The organism is Streptomyces sp. NPDC026673 (assembly GCF_040638135.1).
Lineage (GTDB): Bacteria > Actinomycetota > Actinomycetes > Streptomycetales > Streptomycetaceae > Actinacidiphila.
Map to the genome: position 1 here is coordinate 53,960 of NZ_JBEZXR010000021.1, position 17,546 is coordinate 71,505.

General features: G+C 73.1%; 17 protein-coding genes. 9 read left to right on the forward strand and 8 right to left on the reverse strand.

Translation table 11 applies throughout. The features are described 5' to 3' along the window. Positions 1-34: 34 nt before the first annotated feature. The 4 genes from panB to AB0F62_RS17005 all read left to right on the forward strand — a co-directional run bounded on the left by panB (position 35) and on the right by AB0F62_RS17005 (position 2,972). Complete coding sequence (gene panB, locus AB0F62_RS16990) at positions 35-916, forward strand: 3-methyl-2-oxobutanoate hydroxymethyltransferase (protein WP_361798660.1); 882 nt, start codon at positions 35-37, stop codon at positions 914-916. Positions 917-1,120: 204 nt separating this feature from the next. Further along, on the forward strand, positions 1,121-1,669 hold the full coding sequence (locus AB0F62_RS16995) for a hypothetical protein (RefSeq protein ID WP_361798663.1): 549 nt from the start codon (positions 1,121-1,123) through the stop codon (positions 1,667-1,669). Between the two features lie 59 nt (positions 1,670-1,728). After that, positions 1,729-2,262: a sigma-70 family RNA polymerase sigma factor gene (locus AB0F62_RS17000; protein WP_265737377.1), complete on the forward strand. Its 534-nt coding sequence runs from the start codon at positions 1,729-1,731 to the stop codon at positions 2,260-2,262. After that, positions 2,259-2,972 carry a zf-HC2 domain-containing protein gene (locus AB0F62_RS17005; protein ID WP_361798666.1) on the forward strand — a complete coding sequence of 238 codons (714 nt, stop codon included), beginning with the start codon at positions 2,259-2,261 and terminating at the stop codon, positions 2,970-2,972. Before AB0F62_RS17000 ends, AB0F62_RS17005 begins: the two co-directional genes overlap by 4 nt. Before the next feature lie 67 nt (positions 2,973-3,039). Here AB0F62_RS17005 and AB0F62_RS17010 read toward each other — a convergent pair whose 3' ends face one another. Next, entirely contained in the window at positions 3,040-3,612 is a 573-nt protein-coding gene (locus AB0F62_RS17010) for a DUF4328 domain-containing protein (RefSeq protein ID WP_361798669.1), read from the reverse strand. Positions 3,613-3,798: 186 nt separating this feature from the next. On the opposite strand from AB0F62_RS17010, the gene AB0F62_RS17015 reads away from it, so the two are divergent. The 3 genes from AB0F62_RS17015 to AB0F62_RS17025 are packed head-to-tail and all read left to right on the forward strand — an operon-like array spanning position 3,799 to position 6,660. Next, the gene (locus AB0F62_RS17015) at positions 3,799-4,779 is read left to right on the forward strand and encodes an ATP-binding cassette domain-containing protein (RefSeq protein ID WP_361798672.1); all 981 of its coding nucleotides are present in this window, start codon (positions 3,799-3,801) and stop codon (positions 4,777-4,779) included. After that, positions 4,776-5,597 (forward strand): ABC transporter permease, encoded by an 822-nt coding sequence (locus AB0F62_RS17020; RefSeq protein ID WP_361798675.1) that lies wholly within the window; start codon positions 4,776-4,778, stop codon positions 5,595-5,597. Before AB0F62_RS17015 ends, AB0F62_RS17020 begins: the two co-directional genes overlap by 4 nt. 10 nt (positions 5,598-5,607) lie before the next feature. Then, entirely contained in the window at positions 5,608-6,660 is a 1,053-nt protein-coding gene (locus AB0F62_RS17025; RefSeq protein WP_361798678.1) for a PHP domain-containing protein, read from the forward strand. Here AB0F62_RS17025 and AB0F62_RS17030 read toward each other — a convergent pair. The 3 genes from AB0F62_RS17030 to ligD form a co-directional block, all read right to left on the reverse strand. Then, entirely contained in the window at positions 6,651-8,201 is a 1,551-nt protein-coding gene (locus AB0F62_RS17030) for a M48 family metallopeptidase (protein ID WP_361798681.1), read from the reverse strand. The two genes, AB0F62_RS17025 and AB0F62_RS17030, sit on opposite strands and share 10 nt — an antisense overlap. A 131-nt stretch (positions 8,202-8,332) precedes the next feature. Beyond that, positions 8,333-9,208 (reverse strand): ATP-dependent DNA ligase, encoded by an 876-nt coding sequence (locus AB0F62_RS17035; protein ID WP_361798684.1) that lies wholly within the window; start codon positions 9,206-9,208, stop codon positions 8,333-8,335. A gap of 13 nt (positions 9,209-9,221) precedes the next feature. Continuing rightward, complete coding sequence (gene ligD / locus AB0F62_RS17040; RefSeq protein ID WP_361798687.1) at positions 9,222-10,121, reverse strand: non-homologous end-joining DNA ligase; 900 nt, start codon at positions 10,119-10,121, stop codon at positions 9,222-9,224. A 41-nt stretch (positions 10,122-10,162) separates the two neighbouring features. On the opposite strand from ligD, the gene AB0F62_RS17045 reads away from it, so the two are divergent. Continuing rightward, a complete protein-coding gene (locus AB0F62_RS17045; protein WP_361798690.1) occupies positions 10,163-11,062 on the forward strand; it encodes a Ku protein in 900 nt (299 codons plus the stop codon). A 22-nt stretch (positions 11,063-11,084) separates the two neighbouring features. On the opposite strand, the gene AB0F62_RS17050 is transcribed toward AB0F62_RS17045, so the two are convergent. The 3 genes from AB0F62_RS17050 to AB0F62_RS17060 form a co-directional block, all read right to left on the reverse strand. Continuing rightward, complete coding sequence (locus AB0F62_RS17050) at positions 11,085-14,417, reverse strand: BTAD domain-containing putative transcriptional regulator (RefSeq protein WP_361798693.1); 3,333 nt, start codon at positions 14,415-14,417, stop codon at positions 11,085-11,087. 68 nt (positions 14,418-14,485) lie between these two features. Continuing rightward, positions 14,486-14,998 carry a hypothetical protein gene (locus AB0F62_RS17055; protein WP_361798696.1) on the reverse strand — a complete coding sequence of 171 codons (513 nt, stop codon included), beginning with the start codon at positions 14,996-14,998 and terminating at the stop codon, positions 14,486-14,488. 606 nt (positions 14,999-15,604) lie between these two features. Further along, positions 15,605-16,120 (reverse strand): hypothetical protein, encoded by a 516-nt coding sequence (locus tag AB0F62_RS17060; RefSeq protein WP_361798699.1) that lies wholly within the window; start codon positions 16,118-16,120, stop codon positions 15,605-15,607. A 447-nt stretch (positions 16,121-16,567) separates the two neighbouring features. Between AB0F62_RS17060 and AB0F62_RS17065 the strand changes: the two genes are divergently transcribed. Then, entirely contained in the window at positions 16,568-17,359 is a 792-nt protein-coding gene (locus tag AB0F62_RS17065; protein WP_361798702.1) for a site-2 protease family protein, read from the forward strand. Here the strand turns inward: AB0F62_RS17065 and AB0F62_RS17070 are convergent. Then, entirely contained in the window at positions 17,349-17,543 is a 195-nt protein-coding gene (locus AB0F62_RS17070) for a hypothetical protein (RefSeq protein WP_361798705.1), read from the reverse strand. The two genes, AB0F62_RS17065 and AB0F62_RS17070, sit on opposite strands and share 11 nt — an antisense overlap. Positions 17,544-17,546: the final 3 nt, after the last annotated feature.

Genomic DNA, 17,546 nt, shown 5'->3' on the forward strand with positions numbered 1-17,546 from the left:
AGGGCGCCTCGAGATGACACAAGGAGCCGTTGCAATGACGCATGCCGTTCCGGCTGCCCAGACGCCCGCCCAGCCCGCTCCCGACAGCAGCAAGGCGCTGTACGGCGGCAAGGGCACGCGGCGGATCACCGTCCGGGACATCGCCGCCGCCAAGGAGCGCGGCGAGAAGTGGCCCATGCTCACCGCCTACGACGCCATGACCGCCTCGGTCTTCGACGAGGCCGGCATCCCCGTGCTGCTGGTCGGCGACTCGATGGGCAACTGTCACCTCGGCTACGACAGCACCGTCCCGGTCACCCTGGACGAGATGACGATGCTGTCCGCCGCCGTCGTGCGCGGCACCAAGCGCGCGATGGTCATCGGCGACCTGCCGTTCGGCTCGTACCAGGAGGGCCCGACGCAGGCGCTGCGCAGCGCGACCCGGCTGGTCAAGGAGGCCGGGGTCGGCGCCGTGAAGCTGGAGGGCGGCGAGCGCTCCGCCCAGCAGATCGAGCTGCTCGTCCAGGCCGGCATCCCCGTGATGGCCCACATCGGCCTCACCCCGCAGTCGGTCAACGCCTTCGGCGGCTACCCGGTCCAGGGCCGGGGCGAGGAGGCGGCGCAGCAGCTGCTGCGGGACGCCAAGGCCGTGCAGAACGCCGGCGCCTTCGCCGTGGTCCTGGAGCTGGTCCCGGCCGAGCTGGCCGCGGAGGTCACCCGGATCCTGCACATCCCGACGGTCGGCATCGGCGCGGGCGTGGAGTGCGACGCCCAGGTGCTGGTGTGGACGGACTTCGCCGGGATGACCGCCGGCCGGGTGCCGCGCTTCGTGAAGCAGTACGCGGCGCTGCGCGAGACCCTCGGCGGCGCGGCCAGGGCCTTCGCCGAGGACGTCGTGGGCGGGGCGTACCCGGCCCCGGAGCACAGCTTCCACTGACCCTCCCCCGACCTGTCGCGGCACCACGCGCGACTTCCCCCTGAGGCGGTGTGACCCACCGCCGGCTTCCGCCCCGGGCACCCCCTCCCCGGGGCGGAAGTTTTTTCTGGGGACGTTGAGTACACCGGCCCTCACCCACGTATGAGTTGGCAACCGCCCACCAGGGGCGGAGCACACCGACCAGACAATGCCGGGGGCTTTGGCATGAACGTTCCGAAGTTGCGTCGATCGGTCACGGCGGGCGCTTTCGCCGCCGCGATGCTGATCGTCGCCACCGCCTGCAACGCGGGCGCCGACAGCGCCAGTCCCCCGGTGGGCGCGATCCAGGCGTCGCAGCCCGCGCAGTCGTCACCCGGCCTCAGGACCGTCGACAACGCCCAGCTCGGCAAGCTGGTCACCGACGAGAAGGGCTGGGTGCTGTACCGCTTCGAGAAGGACAAGCCCAACCCGCCGACCTCGAACTGCACCGGCGAATGCGCGACCCAGTGGCAGCCGGCCGCGGCGGTCTCGGACACACAGGTGCAGGGCGTGGACCAGAACCTGGTCGGCAGCGTGAAGCGCCCCGACGGCACGATGCAGCTCACGCTCAACGGAATGCCGCTCTACCACTTCGCGGGCGACAAGAACCCGGGCGACACCAAGGGCCAGGGCGCGAACCGCGCCTGGTACGCGGCCACCCCGGACGGCGCGAAGGCCGGGGCGCCCGCGCAGCCGAAGAGCGCCTCCACCGAGAACGGGTCAGACGGGTACTGATGGGACAGCAGGCATTGAGAGGACTCGACCCCCAGCGATCAGTAGGGCAGGATGCGCTCGTGGCCGACCATCGCTCAGGTGGGGTCCCCGAAGAGGACCTCATGCGGGCGCTCTACCGCGAACACGCGGGCGCGCTCTTCGCATACGTTCTTCGGCTGGTCGGCGGTGACCGCTACCTGGCCGAGGACGTCGTGCAGGAGACACTCCTGCGCGCGTGGAAGAGCGCGTCCCGGCTCGACCCGGGCGCCCGCTCCCTGCGGCCCTGGTTGGTGACGGTCGCCCGGCGGATCGTGATCGACGGCCATCGCAGCCGCCAGGCACGGCCCCCGGAGGCCTCCCCGGCCGCCCTCGACCAGCTCCCGGCCGAGGACGAACTCGAACGCTCCCTGAGGCTGATGACGATCTCCGACGCACTGGATGATCTCACCGAGGCCCACCGCCAGGTGCTGATCGAAACGTACTTCAAGGGCCGGACGGTCAACGAGGCCGCGGCGGCGCTGGGGGTACCGCCCGGCACCGTGCGCTCGCGCGTCTTCTACGCCCTCCGCTCCCTGAAAATCGCTCTTGAGGAAAGGGGTGTGACCACCTCGTGACGGTCTACGGTTACGGCTCCGGGGCAGGTGCCCCCCACGACCCACATGTCGACGTCGGGGCGTACGTCCTCGGCGTCCTCGACGACGCCGACATGGCGCGCTTCGAGGAACATCTCGCCATCTGCCACCAGTGCGGACAGCAACTCGACGAGCTGAGCGGCCTCGTGCCGGTACTCGCCGAACTCGCTCCCGCCGGCGCCGGAGTGCCCGTCCCGCCCAGCGGCGACAAGGTGCTCGGACGCCTCCTCGGCAAGGTCTCCGACGACCGCAAGACCCGCGCCCGGCGCAGGATGTTCGCGCTCGCCGCCTCGGTGGCGCTGATCATCGCGGGCCCCGCCATCGCGGTGGTCGCCTCCGGCGGCGGCTCCGACGACGCCCAGGACAGGGTCTACGCGGAGCAGTTCAAGGGCGCCGACAACTCCACGGGCGTCAAGGCGACGGTCGGCGTCAACGAGAAGAAGTGGGGCAGCGAGGTCGGGCTCACCCTCGCCGGGGTCCAGGGCCCGCTGACCTGCCGCCTGGTCGTCGTCGGCAAGGACGGCTCCCAGCAGACGGTCGGCACCTGGAGCGTCCCGACCGCCGGGTACGGCACCTCCGACCAGCCCAACCCGCTGACCCTCGACGGGTCGGCGGGGATGCAGCCCGACGACATCTCCCGGTTCGACGTCGTCACGTCGCAGGGGCAGCGGCTGGTGTCGGTCACCACGTAGGCCCCGCGGGGCCGATGCCGGAGGGGGACGCGCGATGCGCGTCCCCCTCCGGCGTTCCCCGGTGCGCTCAGCCGGCGGCCCGGGCCACCTGGGCGGCGGTGATCCGCTGGATCAGCACCACCACCAGGACGCCCGCGACGAGCGCGGCCGCCACCTCCACGCGCGAGAAACCGGCGCCTCCCCCCGCGACCCCCGGCGCCAGCGTCCTGACGAGCCAGGCCGCCCACCACGCGTTGACCAGCCAGGCCGCTCCCCTGACCCCGCTCGCCCGCGCGATGTCGACGGCCATCCGGCGCGGCACCCACAACATGACGAAGGGGATGAACCAGGCCCCGGCGGCGAGGCCGGGGGCGTACTTCTGCGAACCCGGCGCGAGAAGCGCCGCGTTGACCCGGCACTGCCGGAACCAGCGGATGAAGGTGACGACCGAGCCGATGAAGAGGGCCACCAGGGGCGTCACGGCCACGGGGTAGTACTCCCACCGGGTTCCGCCGACGAGGCCCACGCCGAGTTGCGACAGGCACTGCGCGGCGATGAACGCCTGCGCCGCCCTCCCCATCGGCCGCGGATCCGTCCAGGAGAGGACGGCGGGGGTCGGGGGCGGTGGCAAAGCCGCCGTCCCCGGGGATGGCACGGACACGGTGCTTCCTCACTCTCGCCGGGTGCGCTGGTCCTCCGGCCTGCACGGGAGGGCGATTCAATCCGCCTGCGCATGCCCGCGTCAACCGCCTTCCGAGGACCTGTCGATGGGGCTGTCGGCGACGTGTCGGTGAGGCTGTCGGCGATATGTCGGCGCCGTGTCGGTGGGCCCCGCGAAGGTGAGGTCATGACACAACGGGATGCCAAGAGCGCGGAGACCGCCGTCAGGGTGCGGGGGCTCGTGAAGCGCTACGGGGAGACGAAGGCCCTCGACGGGGTGGACCTCGACGTGCGGCAGGGGACCGTACTCGGCGTGCTGGGGCCGAACGGCGCCGGGAAGACGACGCTGGTGCGGATCCTGTCCACGCTGATCCGGCCGGACGCCGGCACGGCGACGGTGGCGGGCTACGACGTGATGGCGCAGCCCCGGCAGCTGCGCCGGGTGATCGGACTGACCGGGCAGTACGCGTCGGTCGACGAGTCCCTGTCGGGCCGCGAGAACCTCTACATGATCGGCCGGCTGCTGGACCTGTCCCGGCGGGCCGCCCGCGGCCGGGCGGACGAACTGCTGGAGCGGTTCTCGCTGACGGACGCCGCCCGCAAGCCCGCCAAGCAGTACTCGGGCGGTATGCGCCGCCGCCTGGACCTGGCGGCGTCCATGATCGGACGCCCCGCGGTGCTGTACCTGGACGAGCCGACGACCGGTCTCGACCCCCGCACCCGCAACGAGGTGTGGGAAGAGGTGCAGAACATGGTCACGGACGGCTCGACCGTGCTGCTGACCACGCAGTACATGGAGGAGGCCGAGAAGCTCGCGCACGAGCTGACGGTCATCGACCGGGGCCGGGTGATCGCCGGCGGCCGGGTCGAGGAGCTGAAGGCGAAGGTCGGCGGCCGGACGCTGCAGGTGCGGCCGGTGGACCCGGGCACGCTGGACGCGATGGCGACGGCCCTCGGCACGGGGACGCGGGCGGTACCGGACCACGCGGGCGGGGTGCTCAACGTGCCGATCCTCAGCGACGGACAACTGACGGAGGTCGTGGCCGCGCTCGGCGCGCACGGCTTCGCGATCGCCGGCATCGACACCCATCTGCCCAGCCTGGACGAGGTGTTCCTGGCCGTCACGCGCGGCAGCGGCACCCGGGACCGAGAGGAGCTCGCGGCATGACCGCCGTCACCGTCCCCGCGGGGAGCACCAAGGCCGCGACCGCCGATCCGCGGATCGGGCTGCGCGCCAACCTGCGCCACATCGGCGCCCTCGTGCGGCGCAACGTCCTGCAGATCCGGCAGGACCCGGAGTCGATGTTCGACGCGCTGCTGATGCCGATCGTCTTCACGCTGCTCTTCGTGTACGTCTTCGGCGGCGCGCTCGAGGGCAGCCAGGAGAAGTACGTCAACTACATCGTGCCCGGCCTGATGGCGATGATGGGCATGAACATCGCGATGGCCGTCGGCACGGGCGTCAACTCGGACTTCAAGACCGGGGTGATGGACCGCTTCCGGACCATGCCGATCGCCCGGTCCTCCGTGCTGATCGCGAAGATCGTCGTCGAGATCGGGCGGTCGCTGGTCGCCACGGTGATCCTCTTCGCGATGGGCCTCATCCTGGGCCTGCGCCTGGACAACGGCGTCTTCGGACTGCTCTGCGCGGTGGTGCTGTCGCTGGCCTTCGGGGCCTCGCTGATGTGGGTCTTCATCCTCCTGGGTCTGGTCGCCCGGACCCCCCAGTCCGTCCAGGGACTCGCCATGATCGTCGTCCTGCCGCTGCAGTTCGGGAGCTCGATCTTCGCCAAGCCCACGACCATGCCGGGTTGGCTGGAGGGCTTCACCCGCTACAACCCGCTGTCCAACCTCGCCGACGCCTCGCGCAACCTCATCAACGGCGGTGCCGTCGCGCACTCGGTGATGATGACGGTGATGTGGGCCGTGGGCATCACGGTGATCACGGCGCCGCTGGCGGTGGCGAGGTTCCGCAACAAGACCTGATCCTGGAGGCATGGACCCCGTCGAGGCGCTGGACCGGATCGCCTTCCTGCTGGAACGGGACGGCGCCCCGACCTACCGGGTCCGTGCCTTCCGCGGCGCCTCCGCCGCGGTCGCCGCGATGCCGCCGGACGAACTCCGGCGGCGCGCGGAGCGGCCGGGCGGTCTGGAGGAGGTCAGGGGGCTCGGCCCGAAGACCGCCGCCGCCGTCCGGGAGGCACTGGCGGGCGAGCGGCCCGCCTACCTCACCCGGCTGGCCGAGGGCACCGCGGACGCGGTCCCGCGGCCCGAGGGCGGCGCCGGGCAGCGGATGCGGGCCGCACTGCGCGGCGACTGCCATCTGCACTCCGACTGGTCCGACGGGGGCAGCCCGATCGAGACCATGGCCCGCACCGCCTCGGAGCTCGGCCACGCGTGGGCGGCGCTCACCGACCACTCCCCCAGGCTGACCGTGGCCCGCGGGCTGACCGCGGAGCGGCTGCGCGCCCAACTGGCGGTGGTGGCCGAACTCGGCGAACGCCTGCCGGACTCCTTCCGGCTGCTCACCGGCATCGAGTGCGACATCCTCGCGGACGGGGCACTCGACCAGAACGCGGAGCTGCTGGACCGGCTGGACGTCGTCGTCGCGTCCGTCCACTCCAAGCTGCGGATGGGGCCGGACGAGATGACCCGGCGCATGATCTCCGCGATCAGCAATCCGCTGGTGGACGTGCTCGGGCACTGCACGGGACGCCTGGTGGCGGGCAAGCTCCGCCCGGAGTCGGAGTTCGACGCGGACCTGGTCTTCGCGGCGTGCGAACGCTTCGGGGTGGCGGTGGAGATCAACAGCCGCCCGGACCGGCTGGACCCGCCGCGGCGGCTGCTGCGCAAGGCCGTGGAGGCCGGGGTTCTCTTCAGCATCGACAGCGACGCCCACGCCCCCGGCCAGCTGGACTGGCAGATCTTCGGCTGCGCCCGCGCCGAGGAGTGCGGCGTCCCCCCGGAGCGGGTGGTCAACACCTGGGACGCGGACACCCTGCTCCGCTGGACCCGCACCCGCGAGGTGCCGGCGGCGTCTCAGGGCTGAGCCGGTGCCCGGTCCGCGGGCAGCCCGAGGAGTTCCCGGAGGCCCGAGCTGTCCGGTCCGGCTCCGTCCTGCGGGGACATCGCGGCGTCCACGGCACGGTCCAGGGCGGCGTGGACGCCCTCTCCGAACTCCAGGTGCCTGCCGCGTTCCCAGTCCAGTTCCCAGCGCGCCCGGCCGTCCTCGACCAGGGACATCAGCACCAGGGAGTACAGCCCGTCCGCGGCATCGGCGCGGGCGCGCGCCCGCAGGGAGTCGTCGAGGAGCATGTGTCCCCCGTGGCCGGGGCGCGGCATGCAGTCGACGACCTCCGGCCAGCGCCCCGCGTCGAGGGCGTCCAGCAGCATCCCGAGGTCCGCGGTGGTGCGCAGGACCGCGCGGGCGGCCCGGAGCACCGGCGTCGTCTCGGCGGCGAGTTCCGCCCTCCCCACCTCGGCGGCCAGGTCCCGCCAGGGCAGCTGCCGCAGCTCTGCGCTCCCGGGGAGCGCCGTCACTGTGCGGGCGCCGGTTCCCACGGGATCCTCCAGCAGTCCGGTGCCCGCCGGTGACGGCTCTGCGGGGAACGTCCCGGCGGTGTCCGCGGGCAGCGCCTCGATCGCCGCGACCCGCTCGCGCATCGGGGGGTGCGAGTCGTAGGGCGAGGTCCGCTCCCGGGGCGGATCGGCGATCAGCCGCCGCTCCTCCTCCCGCCAGGTGGCGCCGGCCAGGAACGCGGCGAAGCCGGGGTGCACCTCCTCGGCCGGAGGGAGCAGGCCGAGCGCGGTGCCGATGCCGGCGTACTCCCGGACGTAGCGGGTGTGCGCGGCGTCGAGCAGCGGGATCCGCCGCAGGGCGGCGGCAGTGGTGTCCCGTCCGGCGATCCGTGCGGCGGCGCGGTCCGCGGCGAGTTCCCCGAGGCGTGCCTGGGCCTGCGTCGTCCGCAGGCAGAAGCGGGCGTAGCCGGCGAACAGTGAGCCGATCGCGTGGCCGATGCCGTTGCCGTCCTCGGCGTACCGTTCCAGGACCCTCATCAGGCCTGCGCGGTTGCGGGCGGCCAGCCCCGCCAGGAGGGTGTCGCGCCGCGCGAAATGGCCGAGTTCGTGGGCGATGACCGCGTCGATCTGCCGTTCCGTCAGCCCGGTCAGGTACGGGATGCCCAGCACCATCCGCCGGCGCCCGGGGACCAGCCCGAGCACCCAGGAGCTCTGCCAGACGGCCGCCATCGGCTCCGCCACGAGCCAGAGTTCGACGGGCGCCGTCGTCTCCATGGCCTCGGCCACCCGGCGCACACGCGCCCACAGCTCCGGTTGTTCGTCCGCGGTCACCCGCACCCCGGCGGGCCGGTGGCGGTTGACGCCGCGGACGGAGGCGACCAGGCCCGACACCAGCGGTGAGGCGAAGGCGACGCTGATGCCCAGGAACAGGAAGGTCACGTAGCCCTGTCGCAGCGCGACGCCGGTGAGGACGACGTCCGCGACGACGATCGACGCGAGCAGGCCGACGACCATGACGTAGAAGCCGAGCAGCAGCACAAGCAGCCGGAGGGCCTGGAGGAACGCGCGCATGCCGGAAGGGGTCTCCTGGAAACCGGGGGAAGTCGCGCGCGACGGGCCGAGCGGCGACGCGTCATGGTATTCCCGCGCCGGCCACTGCTCAACGGCCTTTCCGGGGCAGTCCGGTGAGGTCCGACTCGCGGTCACGCGTCGGGGCGGAGGCGGAGCACCGTGGTGAGGGCGTGACGGCCCTCGCCCTGGAGGATCTCGACGGGCAGGGGTGCAGGGAGCAGGCGGTAGGGGGTGCCGTCGTCGAGGGCGGCGGTGGCCGAGGGCGGTGGGGTGCCGAGGAGGGCGGCGAGGTCGGCGCGGCGGGGGGCGTCCAGCGGCGCGGAGACGAAGGGGCCGTCGCCGAGGTCGAGCACCAGGGCACGCGGGGCGCGGGGGGTGCCGGTGAAACCCAGCGCTTCGGCGTCCTGCGGGACGGCGTGGCGGAGTTTGAGCCAGTCGCGGCGGTCGGGGCGGTAGCGCTGGGCGCGGCCCTTGACGACCAGCCCTTCGATGCCGGCCGGGGCGAGCGAGGCGTACCAGTGGACGGCCTCGTCCCGTTCGGTGGTCATGGGTACGGCCTGCAGCGGCGGCCCGAGCGGCGCCAGCAGGGCGACGAGGGCGGCCCGGCGCTCGTCGTAGGGGCGGCCGCGCAGGTCGGTGCCGGCGGCGGCGAGCAGGTCGAAGGCGGCGTAGTTGGCGGGGAGGACGGGTCCGCGGCGGGAACCGCGCAGGGCGCGGCGCTGGAGGGCGCCGAAGTCGATGCGGCCGTCCCGCCAGATGACGACCTCGCCGTCGAGGACGACTCCCGGCGGCAGCGCCCCGGCGGCCTCCGCGATCTCGGGGAAGGTGGCGGTCACGATGCGGCCGGAGCGGGTCTGCAGACGCACCGGGTCGGTCAGCACGACCATGCGGTGCCCGTCGAACTTGGGCTCGTACGCGCACCCGCCGGGGAGCGCGTCGGCCGCGGGGACGGTGTCGACGCGGCGGGCCAGGGCGACGCGGACGGGGAGCGCGAGGGGATCGGTCATGAGGGCGCGTCCGTCACGGCAGGCTGCCGCGTACGGCGTCGTCGTCCAGGGCGGCGAGCGGATCGCCGTGTTCGGCGGCGCGCTCCAGGACCTCCTCCGGGGTGAAGGCGAGGTCCTCCGCCTTCCGGCAGGAGGCGACCTCGTCCCAGGTGACGGGCGCCGCGACGCCGGGGCGGTCGCGCAGCCGCAGGGTGTAGGGGCAGGCGGTGGTCTTCGCGGAGGCGTTCTGGGACCAGTCGATGAAGATCTTCCCGGCGCGGAGACTGCGGGTCATCGAGAAGAGGACGAGGCCGGGGTGCTCGTCGCGCATGCGGGCGGCCAGCGCCTTGGCGTAGCCGGTGGCGGCGGCCTCGGGAGTGGGCCGCAGCGGCGCGTAGAGGTGGAGGCCCTTGCTGCCGGAGGTGACGGGGAAGGCGGTGAGCCCGTCGTCCTCCATCATCTGCCGCAGGCGTTCGGCGACCCGGCAGCACAGGACGAGGTCGGCGCCCTCGCCGGGATCGAGGTCCAGGACGAGCCGGTCGTGGGCGTCGCGTCCGTCCGCCACGGTCCACTGCGGGACGTGGACCTCCCAGGCGCCGAGGTTGGCCATGGTGACCAGGACCGGGGTGGAGTCGACGACGATGTGCGGCTCGTCGGCGTCCCCGGCGGTGCTCACCCAGTCGGGCGTCCCGCCGGGCGGGCGTTTGGCGAACCAGCTCTGGCCGTGCGGCCCCTCGGGGGCCCGGACGAAGGAGGCGAGACGCCCGGCGGCGTGCGGCACCATGACCGGGGCGATACGGGCGTAGTACTGCAGCAGCCGTGCCTTGGTGTGGCCGGTGGCGGGGAAGACGACCTTGTCCAGGTGGGTGAGGACCACGCGGCGGCCGTCCACCTCGACCGTCTGCCGGTCGGGCGAGGCTGACGGGGCGGGCATAGTCTGGAAAGTCCCCGGAAAGGGACAAAAGTATGCGATCCATGTGGAAAGGTGCGATCAGCTTCGGGCTGGTCTCCATTCCCGTCAAGCTCTACGCGGCCACCGAGGAACACGGCGTCTCCCTGCACCAGGTGCACGCCGAGGACGGCGGCCGCGTCCGCATGAAGCGCTTCTGCGAGAAGGAGGGCAAGGAGGTCCCCTACGCGGAGATCGCCAAGGGGTACGAGGACGAGACGGGCCGCACGGTGGTGCTCACCGACGAGGACCTGGCCGACCTCCCCCTGCCCAGCAAGAAGCTGATCGACGTGCTCGCCTTCGTCGACGCCGACGAGATCGACCCGCTGTCCCTGTCCCGGGCCTACTACGTCGGGGCCGAGACCGCCGCCGCCAAGCCCTACGTCCTGCTGCGCGAGGCCCTCAGCAGCAGCGGGAAGGCCGCGGTCACCAAGATCGCGCTGCGTACCCGCGAATCGCTGGCGCTGCTCCGCGTCCACCGGGACGTACTGGTCCTGCACACCATGTACTGGCCCGACGAGGTCCGCGCCGTGGAGGGGCTGGCGCCGCCGGAGAAGGTCACGGTGCGGCCGCAGGAGCTGAAGATGGCGCAGAGCCTGATGGACACCCTTTCCGAGGACTTCGACCTGGAGTCGATGCACGACGAGTACCAGCACGCGCTGGACGAGCTGGTCGCCGCCCGGCTGGAGGGCGAGCCCGTCCCCGAGATGGCCGAGGTCACCGCGGCCCCCGACAACGTGGTGGACCTGATGGCCGCGCTCCAGGCCAGCATCGACGCCCGTGGCGGGGAGAAGGCCGGCGTGAAGAAGACCGCCTCCGGCAAGGCCCCGGCGAAGAAGACGGCCGCCAAGAAGACCCCCGCGAAGAAGACGGCGGCCAAGAAGACCACGGCGAAGAAGGCGGCGCCCCGCAAGAAGGCCGGCTGAGGACGTCGGAGGGGGAGGGACGTCAGACGGGCTCGCGCAGCAACTCGACCGCCTCGGCGAAGACGAGCCCCTCGCCCTCGCGGTAGGCCGCAGCGAACTCCTCCTCGCCCAGGTACCCGCGCAGCCGCACCGCGTCCTCGTCCAGGCTCATCCGCTCCCACGGGGTGCAGGCGGTCTGCCGCAGCGCGTCGTGCGCACCCAGCACCACCGCGGCGCGCCGCGCGGGGCCGCGGACGTCGTCGCCTTCCCGCAGACCCGCGATCCCGGTGAAGAGCGCGACACCCGGCGGGAAGAGGAGCACACCCAGACGCGGCCCGATGACCGGGCTGAGCGGGTGCCCCTCCATGTAGGCGACGGACTCGGCGAGATGGGGCAACCCGCCGTACGGGTCGCCGGCCATGCCGGTGAGCCAGCCGCGGATGGCGGCCAGCAGTCCGACGATGAACGAGGGCATCCCGCGCGGCGGAGCGGCCTGCAGGGCGTCGAGCAGTGTGAAGGCCTCGTCCAGTTCGCCGCGCCGGGCGAGCAGGGCGATGAGGAGCACCTTGCCGTAGTAGCCCGCGTCGTCGCCCACCGGCCGGAAGGTCTCGGCCTCCGCCACCCCCTCGCGGATCAGCCGCTCCCCCTCCACGAGGTCGCCGGCGTTGGCGAGGGCGTCGCCGAGGCGGACCATCATGATCGGCACGTGCTGGTACGCGCCGAGCTTGCGGGCGAGTTCGATGGCCTCGCGGCAGCTCTGCGCGGCGCGGACCCAGTCGCCGGCGTTGGCGGTCGCCTCGGCCTCCGCCGCCAGCGCCTCGGCCATGCCCCAGTCGTCGCCGACGCTGCCGAACAGCTCACGGGCCTCGCGGATGTCGGCCATGGAGGCGGCGAGCCGGTCCTGCACGTCGTTCATCACCTTGGCGCGGAACTGCAGCGCGAACGCCAGCTCCCACACCCGGCCGTGCAGCCGGCAGCTCTCCACGGTGTCGTCCATCAGCTCGGGCATGCGGTCGAAGCGACCCGTCAGCATCGCGCCGAGCACGCGGAACAGCCCGGGCCGGAGGCTGGACTGCGGCAGCTCCGGCGGGTAGGCCTCGATGATCGCCTCGCCCAGCCCGACCAGCCGCGGGTCGTTCCACACGTCGTGCTCGCCCATGTACGCGAACACCTCGGAGGTGCGCACCCAGCGCCGCGCCTCGGCGAGTTGCAGCGGCGTCATCGGCAGCGGGTCCTCCAGCGGCCCGCGGTCCAGCGGCGGGAGCCGCAGCGGCTCGGCGAAGGCCTCCACCGGGCTCATCGCGGCCACCACGGCGGGCCAGTGGCCGATCTCACTGCGGTAGTTGCGCATCTCCCAGAACCAGCTGCAGGCCAGCACCAGGCAGAGCGCCTCCTGCTCGTCCCCGGTGTCCACCGCCCGGCGGATCGCGGCCCGCAGATTCTCGTGCTCGGTCTCCAGCCGTTCCAGGCAGTGCAGTTGGCCCGGTCCGCGCAGCTCCGGGTCGGCGGTGCGGACGTACTCGCGGAAGTACGCGGTGTGGCGGCGCCCCACGGTGTCGCGCTCGCCGGCCTCGTCCAGGCGTTCGGCCGCGTACTCGCCGATGGTCTCCAGCATGCGGTAGCGCGCGCCGTCCTCGGCCAGGTCGGCGACGACCAGCGACCTGTCGACGAGCGAGGCCAGGACGGAGGCGACGTCGCGGGCGTCCACGGCGCCCCCGTCCTCGCCGCACACCGCCTCGGCGGCGGCCAGGTCCCAGCCGCCGGCGAACACGGCGAAGCGGCGCAGCACGATCCGCTCGGCCTCGCTGAGCAGGCCCCAGCTCCAGTCGACCACCGCGCGCAGCGTCTGCTGGCGGGGCAGCACGGTGCGGCTGCCCGCGGTCAGGATGCGGAAGCGGTCGTCGAGCCGGTCCGCGAGCTGCCGGGGCGTCATCATCCGGAGCCGGGCCGCGGCCAGTTCGATGGCGAGCGGCAGCCCGTCGAGCCTGCGGCACAGCTCGGCGCAGGCCTCGGGGTCCTCGTCCGGGGTGAAACCGGGGCGGGCCGCCGCACCGCGGTCGGCGAGCAGCCGCAGGGCGGGGCTCCGCGGCAGCGGGTCCAGCGGACGGATCAGCTCACCGGGCACGCCCAGCGGTTCGCGGCTGGTGGCCAGCACCACCACGCCCGGGCAGTGCTCCAGCAGCCGCTCGGCGAGCTCGGCGGCGGCGCCGATCACGTGCTCGCAGTTGTCCAGCACCAGCAGCATGCGGCGCTCCGCGCAGTACTCGGTGAGCTGCAGCAGCGGGTCCTTGGCGGCGGCCTTGGCCTCGGCGGACAGCGCCGCCTCGGTCGCCGAGGACGCGTGCAGCTGCGTCTCGCGCAGTCCCAGCGCGTTCACCACGGCGACACCCACGGTGCGCGGGTCCTCGACGGGCGCCAGCTCGGCGAACCAGACGCCGTCCGGCCAGCGGCCGGCGACCAGATCGCCTGCCTCCTGCGACAGCCGGGTCTTGCCGGTGCCGCCGGGACCGGTGATGGTGACGAGCCGGGCGACGGCCAGGTCCGAGGCGATCGCGGACAGATCGGCCTCGCGTCCGACGAAGCTGGTCAGCCGGGCGCGCGCGTTGCCGAGCCGCTGCGGCGCCGCGACGGCCCGGACGGGGGCGGCAGCCGGTTCCGCCGGGTTGAGCAGTTCGGCGTGGATCGCGCGCAGCTCCGGGCCGGGGTCGGTGCCCAGCGTCTCCGCGAGCTCGCGCCGCACCTCCTCGTACGCCGCCAGCGCGTCCGCGCCCCGGCCCGCCCCGCGCAGCGCGCGCAGCCGCAGCACCTGCACGGCCTCGTTGAGCGGATGCGCCACGGCCAGTTCCACGGCCTCCGGCAGCACCTGCTCGGCGCGACCCAGCGCCACCTCGGCGGTGATCCGCAGCCGCCTGGCGTCCAGCCGCAGCGCGTCGTAGCGGGGCGCGACGGACGCGCGGTCCGGGAGATCGGCCAGCACCGGGCCGCGCCACAGCGAAAGCGCGGTGTCCAGGGCCTCGGCCGCCTTGGCGGCGTCACCGTCCGCGAGCGCCCGCCCGCCGTCCTCGACGAGCCGCTCGAAGCGGTGGAGGTCCACGGCGTCCGGCTCGGCCGCGAGGCGGTAGCCGCCGTCCACCGAGCCGACGGCCTCGTGCCCGATCGTCCGCCGCAACCGCGCCACCAGCGCCTGCAGGGCGCCGGTGGCGTCGGCGGGCGGCTCGCCCTCCCACACCTCGTCGATCAGCGCCTCGGTGGTCCGCACCCGCCCGGGGCGCAGCGCCAGTGCGGCGAGCAGCGACCTCAGCCGCGTACCGGCCAGCGGTACGGCTGTGCCGTCGTCGCGGTGAACCTGCGTCGTCCCGAGAATGCCGTAGCGCACGCCCCCATTCTGTCCGAGGCGCCGGTGCGTCCGCCCCCGGGTTGCCGAGCCTGGCGGTGGGGCCGCCGTCACTCCTGCCGGCACGCCTCGGAGCGGAACTTCTCCATCGGCACGGTCGCGTAGCCGTTCCGATCGGTGCCGGCCCCGTCGCCCTTGTAGTAGCGGACCAGACCGGGTACGAGGCGCTCGACCTGCGCCGCGGTGAACTCCACACTGGCCGCCGACCAGGAGCTGTCCTCGGTCCATCCGTACAGGTCGTAGGTGCGGTGCGGTTCGAGTGTGGCCGTGGGCACCTCGGGGTTCCAGCCCCTGCCGCCGGTCTCCAGCGACCACGTCGTGAACCCCTTGGCGGGCTTCCCCCGGCTCCACCTGCCGAGGTGGTCCGGGGCGTTCGGATGGTCGGAGTCGTACAGTGTGGCCCCGTCGATGTGACCTTCGCAGACGATCATCACCCCCAGCGGCCTGCCGTCCTCGTCCACGGTGATGCCCGTGTACCCCGCGCGCGGCGGGCTGCACCCGGTCAGCGTGCCGAGCACGGCGATGCCGAGCAGCATCGGCACGGCGAAACCTTTCCGCGTCATGACTCCCCCGCCCTGACCCCGACCGCGGGCCCCCTGCCCCCGGACGACTTGAGCGTGCCCGCACCGCGGTCCCGTGAGGCCGGCCCTGCGCAATCGATGACATTTCGCAACGCGGACGCGACCTGGACGGCATGATCAGGCGGCCTGCACCACCCCCGATGCCGCACCCCCTCCATCCCCCGCTACGAGGTGCCCCCATGGCACGCCCGACCCGTTGGGGGCCCGCTAGGCAACCGGGGCAACCCCGGACCGCCTTGTGCCCCCTCCGGGGATCAGGCGCGCAACGAAACGGAGGGGGCGGGGGAGTTGGGGGCACCCCCGGCCGAAGGCTGGGGGAGGGTGGGCGTTCTGGACACTGGGCGTATTTGTGTGCGGCACCCGGGACGACAAAAGAAAGTGCCCGCCACGCACGTAAATATGCGTCCAGAATGGCCAGCCCCGGAGGCCCCGCACCCGGCCCACCCACACACGCGCGAGGCGGCACCTGACCGCGCCGGATGGGGGTACCCCCGGCCGAAGGTTGGGGGAGGGCGGGCGGGCGGGGAAAAACCCCACCGCAACCACAACGCACCCGCACACAAACACCGACCGCAAGACGAGCCCCCGTCACTCCTCCCGGCACGCCTCGGAGCGAAACTCCCCCGTCGACACGGTCGCATAGCCGTTCCGGTCGGCGCCGGCACCCTCACCCTTGTAGTAGCGGACCTGTCCGGGCCGCAGCTGCGCCAGTTGCGCGAGCGTGAAGTCCACGCCGTCGGTCGTCGAGTCGGGGTCACCGGTCCACCCGTACAGGGTGTAGGTGCGCCCCGGTTCCAGGTCCGCCATAGGCTTGTGGACACTCCAGCCCTTGCCGCCGCTCTCCAGCGACCAGACGGAGAATCCGCCCACTGGCTTCCCGCGGCTCCAGGCGGCCAGATGGACCCTCTTGCTTATCTCCTTGTCGGCGTCGTGGAGCGTGACGCGTTCGACCCGGCCGTCGCAGACGAGCATCACCCCCAGCGGCTTCCCGTCCCCGGTCACGGTGATCCCCATGACTCCGGTGGTCGCTGCCACGCATCCGGACAGCAGGCCCAGCCCTGCGGCGCCGAGCACCGCCAGGACGACGCGCCGTTTCCGTCCCATCGCTCCCCCCCTCACCCCGGTGCGACCCAGCATGCGCCCGCACGGCCCGGGCGATGAGAGGGCCTGCGCAATCGATGACATTTCGCAACGCGGACGCGACCTGGACGGGCGCCGGGGCACCGGGCCGCCAAGCCACCGGGCCACCGGGCCACCGGGCCGCCGGGCCACCGGGCCGCCGGGCCCCCAGGGCACCGGGAACCGCGGGAACGTCCGGCCATCGGACCGCCAAACCACCAGCCGGCCAGCCAGCCCGCCCGCCCGCCGGCCAGCCCGCCCACCAGCCAGCCAGCCCGCCGCCCCGCCGGCGGCCCGCCGGCGGCCCGCAGGAACGTCCGGAGTCGGCAGGGCGTTAACCCGCCGTGGGTGTTCCCGGCGGCGGCCGAATGGCATGATCGGGCGGCCGGCACCACGACCGATGCCGTCACCCCCTCCGCAGGAGCCCGCACGATGACCACCGCAGCAACCCGCAGTGAACGGCAGATCAGCCCGATCTTCCTGGGCCTGGCCGCGATCATGGCCGTGTCCGGCTGGGCGGTGTGGGCGGACTTCTCCAACAGCACCGGCTTCGCCGTGTTCCTGTTCGTCGTCTCCGGCTGGATCGTCTCCCTGTGCCTGCACGAGTACGCGCACGCCCGTACCGCGCTGCACGGCGGCGACATCTCGATCGGCGCCAAGGGCTATCTGACCCTGAACCCGCTGAAGTACACACACGCGCTGCTGAGCATCGTGCTGCCGGTGATCTTCGTGATCCTGGGCGGCATCGGCCTGCCCGGCGGCGCCGTCTTCATCGAGCGGGGCAGGATCCGGGGCCGGTGGAAGCACAGCCTCATCTCGGCCGCGGGCCCGCTGACCAACGTGGCGTTCGCGATCGCCCTGATGCTGCCCTTCGCCTTCGGCGTCATCTCTCTGGACCAGGCCCACGCCCCCTTCGCCTCGGCGCTGGCGTTCCTGGCGATGCTGCAGGTCACGGCGGCGATCCTGAACCTGCTGCCGGTGCCGGGCCTGGACGGCTACGGCGTGATCGAGCCCTGGCTGTCGTACCGGACGCGGCGCCAGCTGGAGCCGTTCGGGCAGTTCGGGCTGCTGGCCGTCTTCGGTGTGCTGTGGATCCCCGAGGTCAACGCCGCGTTCTTCGGCTTCGTCGACTCGGTGATGGCGGTCTTCGGGATCCCCGACTGGCTGTCGAGCCTGGGCTACGCCTACTTCCAGTTCTGGAAGGGCGACCCGTTCAGCCAGTGATCCGCTGCTCGGCGGACTCCCGCTCGGCCTTCGCCTTGCGCAGGTAGTACCACCACATGTTGCTGGTGAGGCCCGCGATCAGGATCCAGAAGACGCCGAGCCAGCTGCCCTGCACGAAGGACACGACAGCGGCGGCCACGGCGAGGACGCACAGGACGAGCGCGTAGAGGGCGAGGCGGGGCATGGG

What these genes read in the sequence shown, in the direction of transcription:
- AB0F62_RS17020 (WP_361798675.1), top strand. Translation starts at nt 4,776, where the DNA reads ATGACCGCCGTCACCGTCCCCGCGGGGAGCACCAAGGCCGCGACCGCC.
- AB0F62_RS17045 (WP_361798690.1), top strand. Translation starts at nt 10,163, where the DNA reads ATGTGGAAAGGTGCGATCAGCTTCGGGCTGGTCTCCATTCCCGTCAAG.
- AB0F62_RS17060 (WP_361798699.1), bottom strand. Translation starts at nt 16,120, where the DNA reads ATGGGACGGAAACGGCGCGTCGTCCTGGCGGTGCTCGGCGCCGCAGGG.
- ligD (WP_361798687.1), bottom strand. Translation starts at nt 10,121, where the DNA reads ATGCCCGCCCCGTCAGCCTCGCCCGACCGGCAGACGGTCGAGGTGGAC.
- AB0F62_RS16995 (WP_361798663.1), top strand. Translation starts at nt 1,121, where the DNA reads ATGAACGTTCCGAAGTTGCGTCGATCGGTCACGGCGGGCGCTTTCGCC.
- AB0F62_RS17070 (WP_361798705.1), bottom strand. Translation starts at nt 17,543, where the DNA reads ATGCCCCGCCTCGCCCTCTACGCGCTCGTCCTGTGCGTCCTCGCCGTG.
- AB0F62_RS17055 (WP_361798696.1), bottom strand. Translation starts at nt 14,998, where the DNA reads ATGACGCGGAAAGGTTTCGCCGTGCCGATGCTGCTCGGCATCGCCGTG.
- AB0F62_RS17025 (WP_361798678.1), top strand. Translation starts at nt 5,608, where the DNA reads ATGGACCCCGTCGAGGCGCTGGACCGGATCGCCTTCCTGCTGGAACGG.
- AB0F62_RS17065 (WP_361798702.1), top strand. Translation starts at nt 16,568, where the DNA reads ATGACCACCGCAGCAACCCGCAGTGAACGGCAGATCAGCCCGATCTTC.
- panB (WP_361798660.1), top strand. Translation starts at nt 35, where the DNA reads ATGACGCATGCCGTTCCGGCTGCCCAGACGCCCGCCCAGCCCGCTCCC.
- AB0F62_RS17030 (WP_361798681.1), bottom strand. Translation starts at nt 8,201, where the DNA reads ATGCGCGCGTTCCTCCAGGCCCTCCGGCTGCTTGTGCTGCTGCTCGGC.
- AB0F62_RS17015 (WP_361798672.1), top strand. Translation starts at nt 3,799, where the DNA reads ATGACACAACGGGATGCCAAGAGCGCGGAGACCGCCGTCAGGGTGCGG.
- AB0F62_RS17035 (WP_361798684.1), bottom strand. Translation starts at nt 9,208, where the DNA reads ATGACCGATCCCCTCGCGCTCCCCGTCCGCGTCGCCCTGGCCCGCCGC.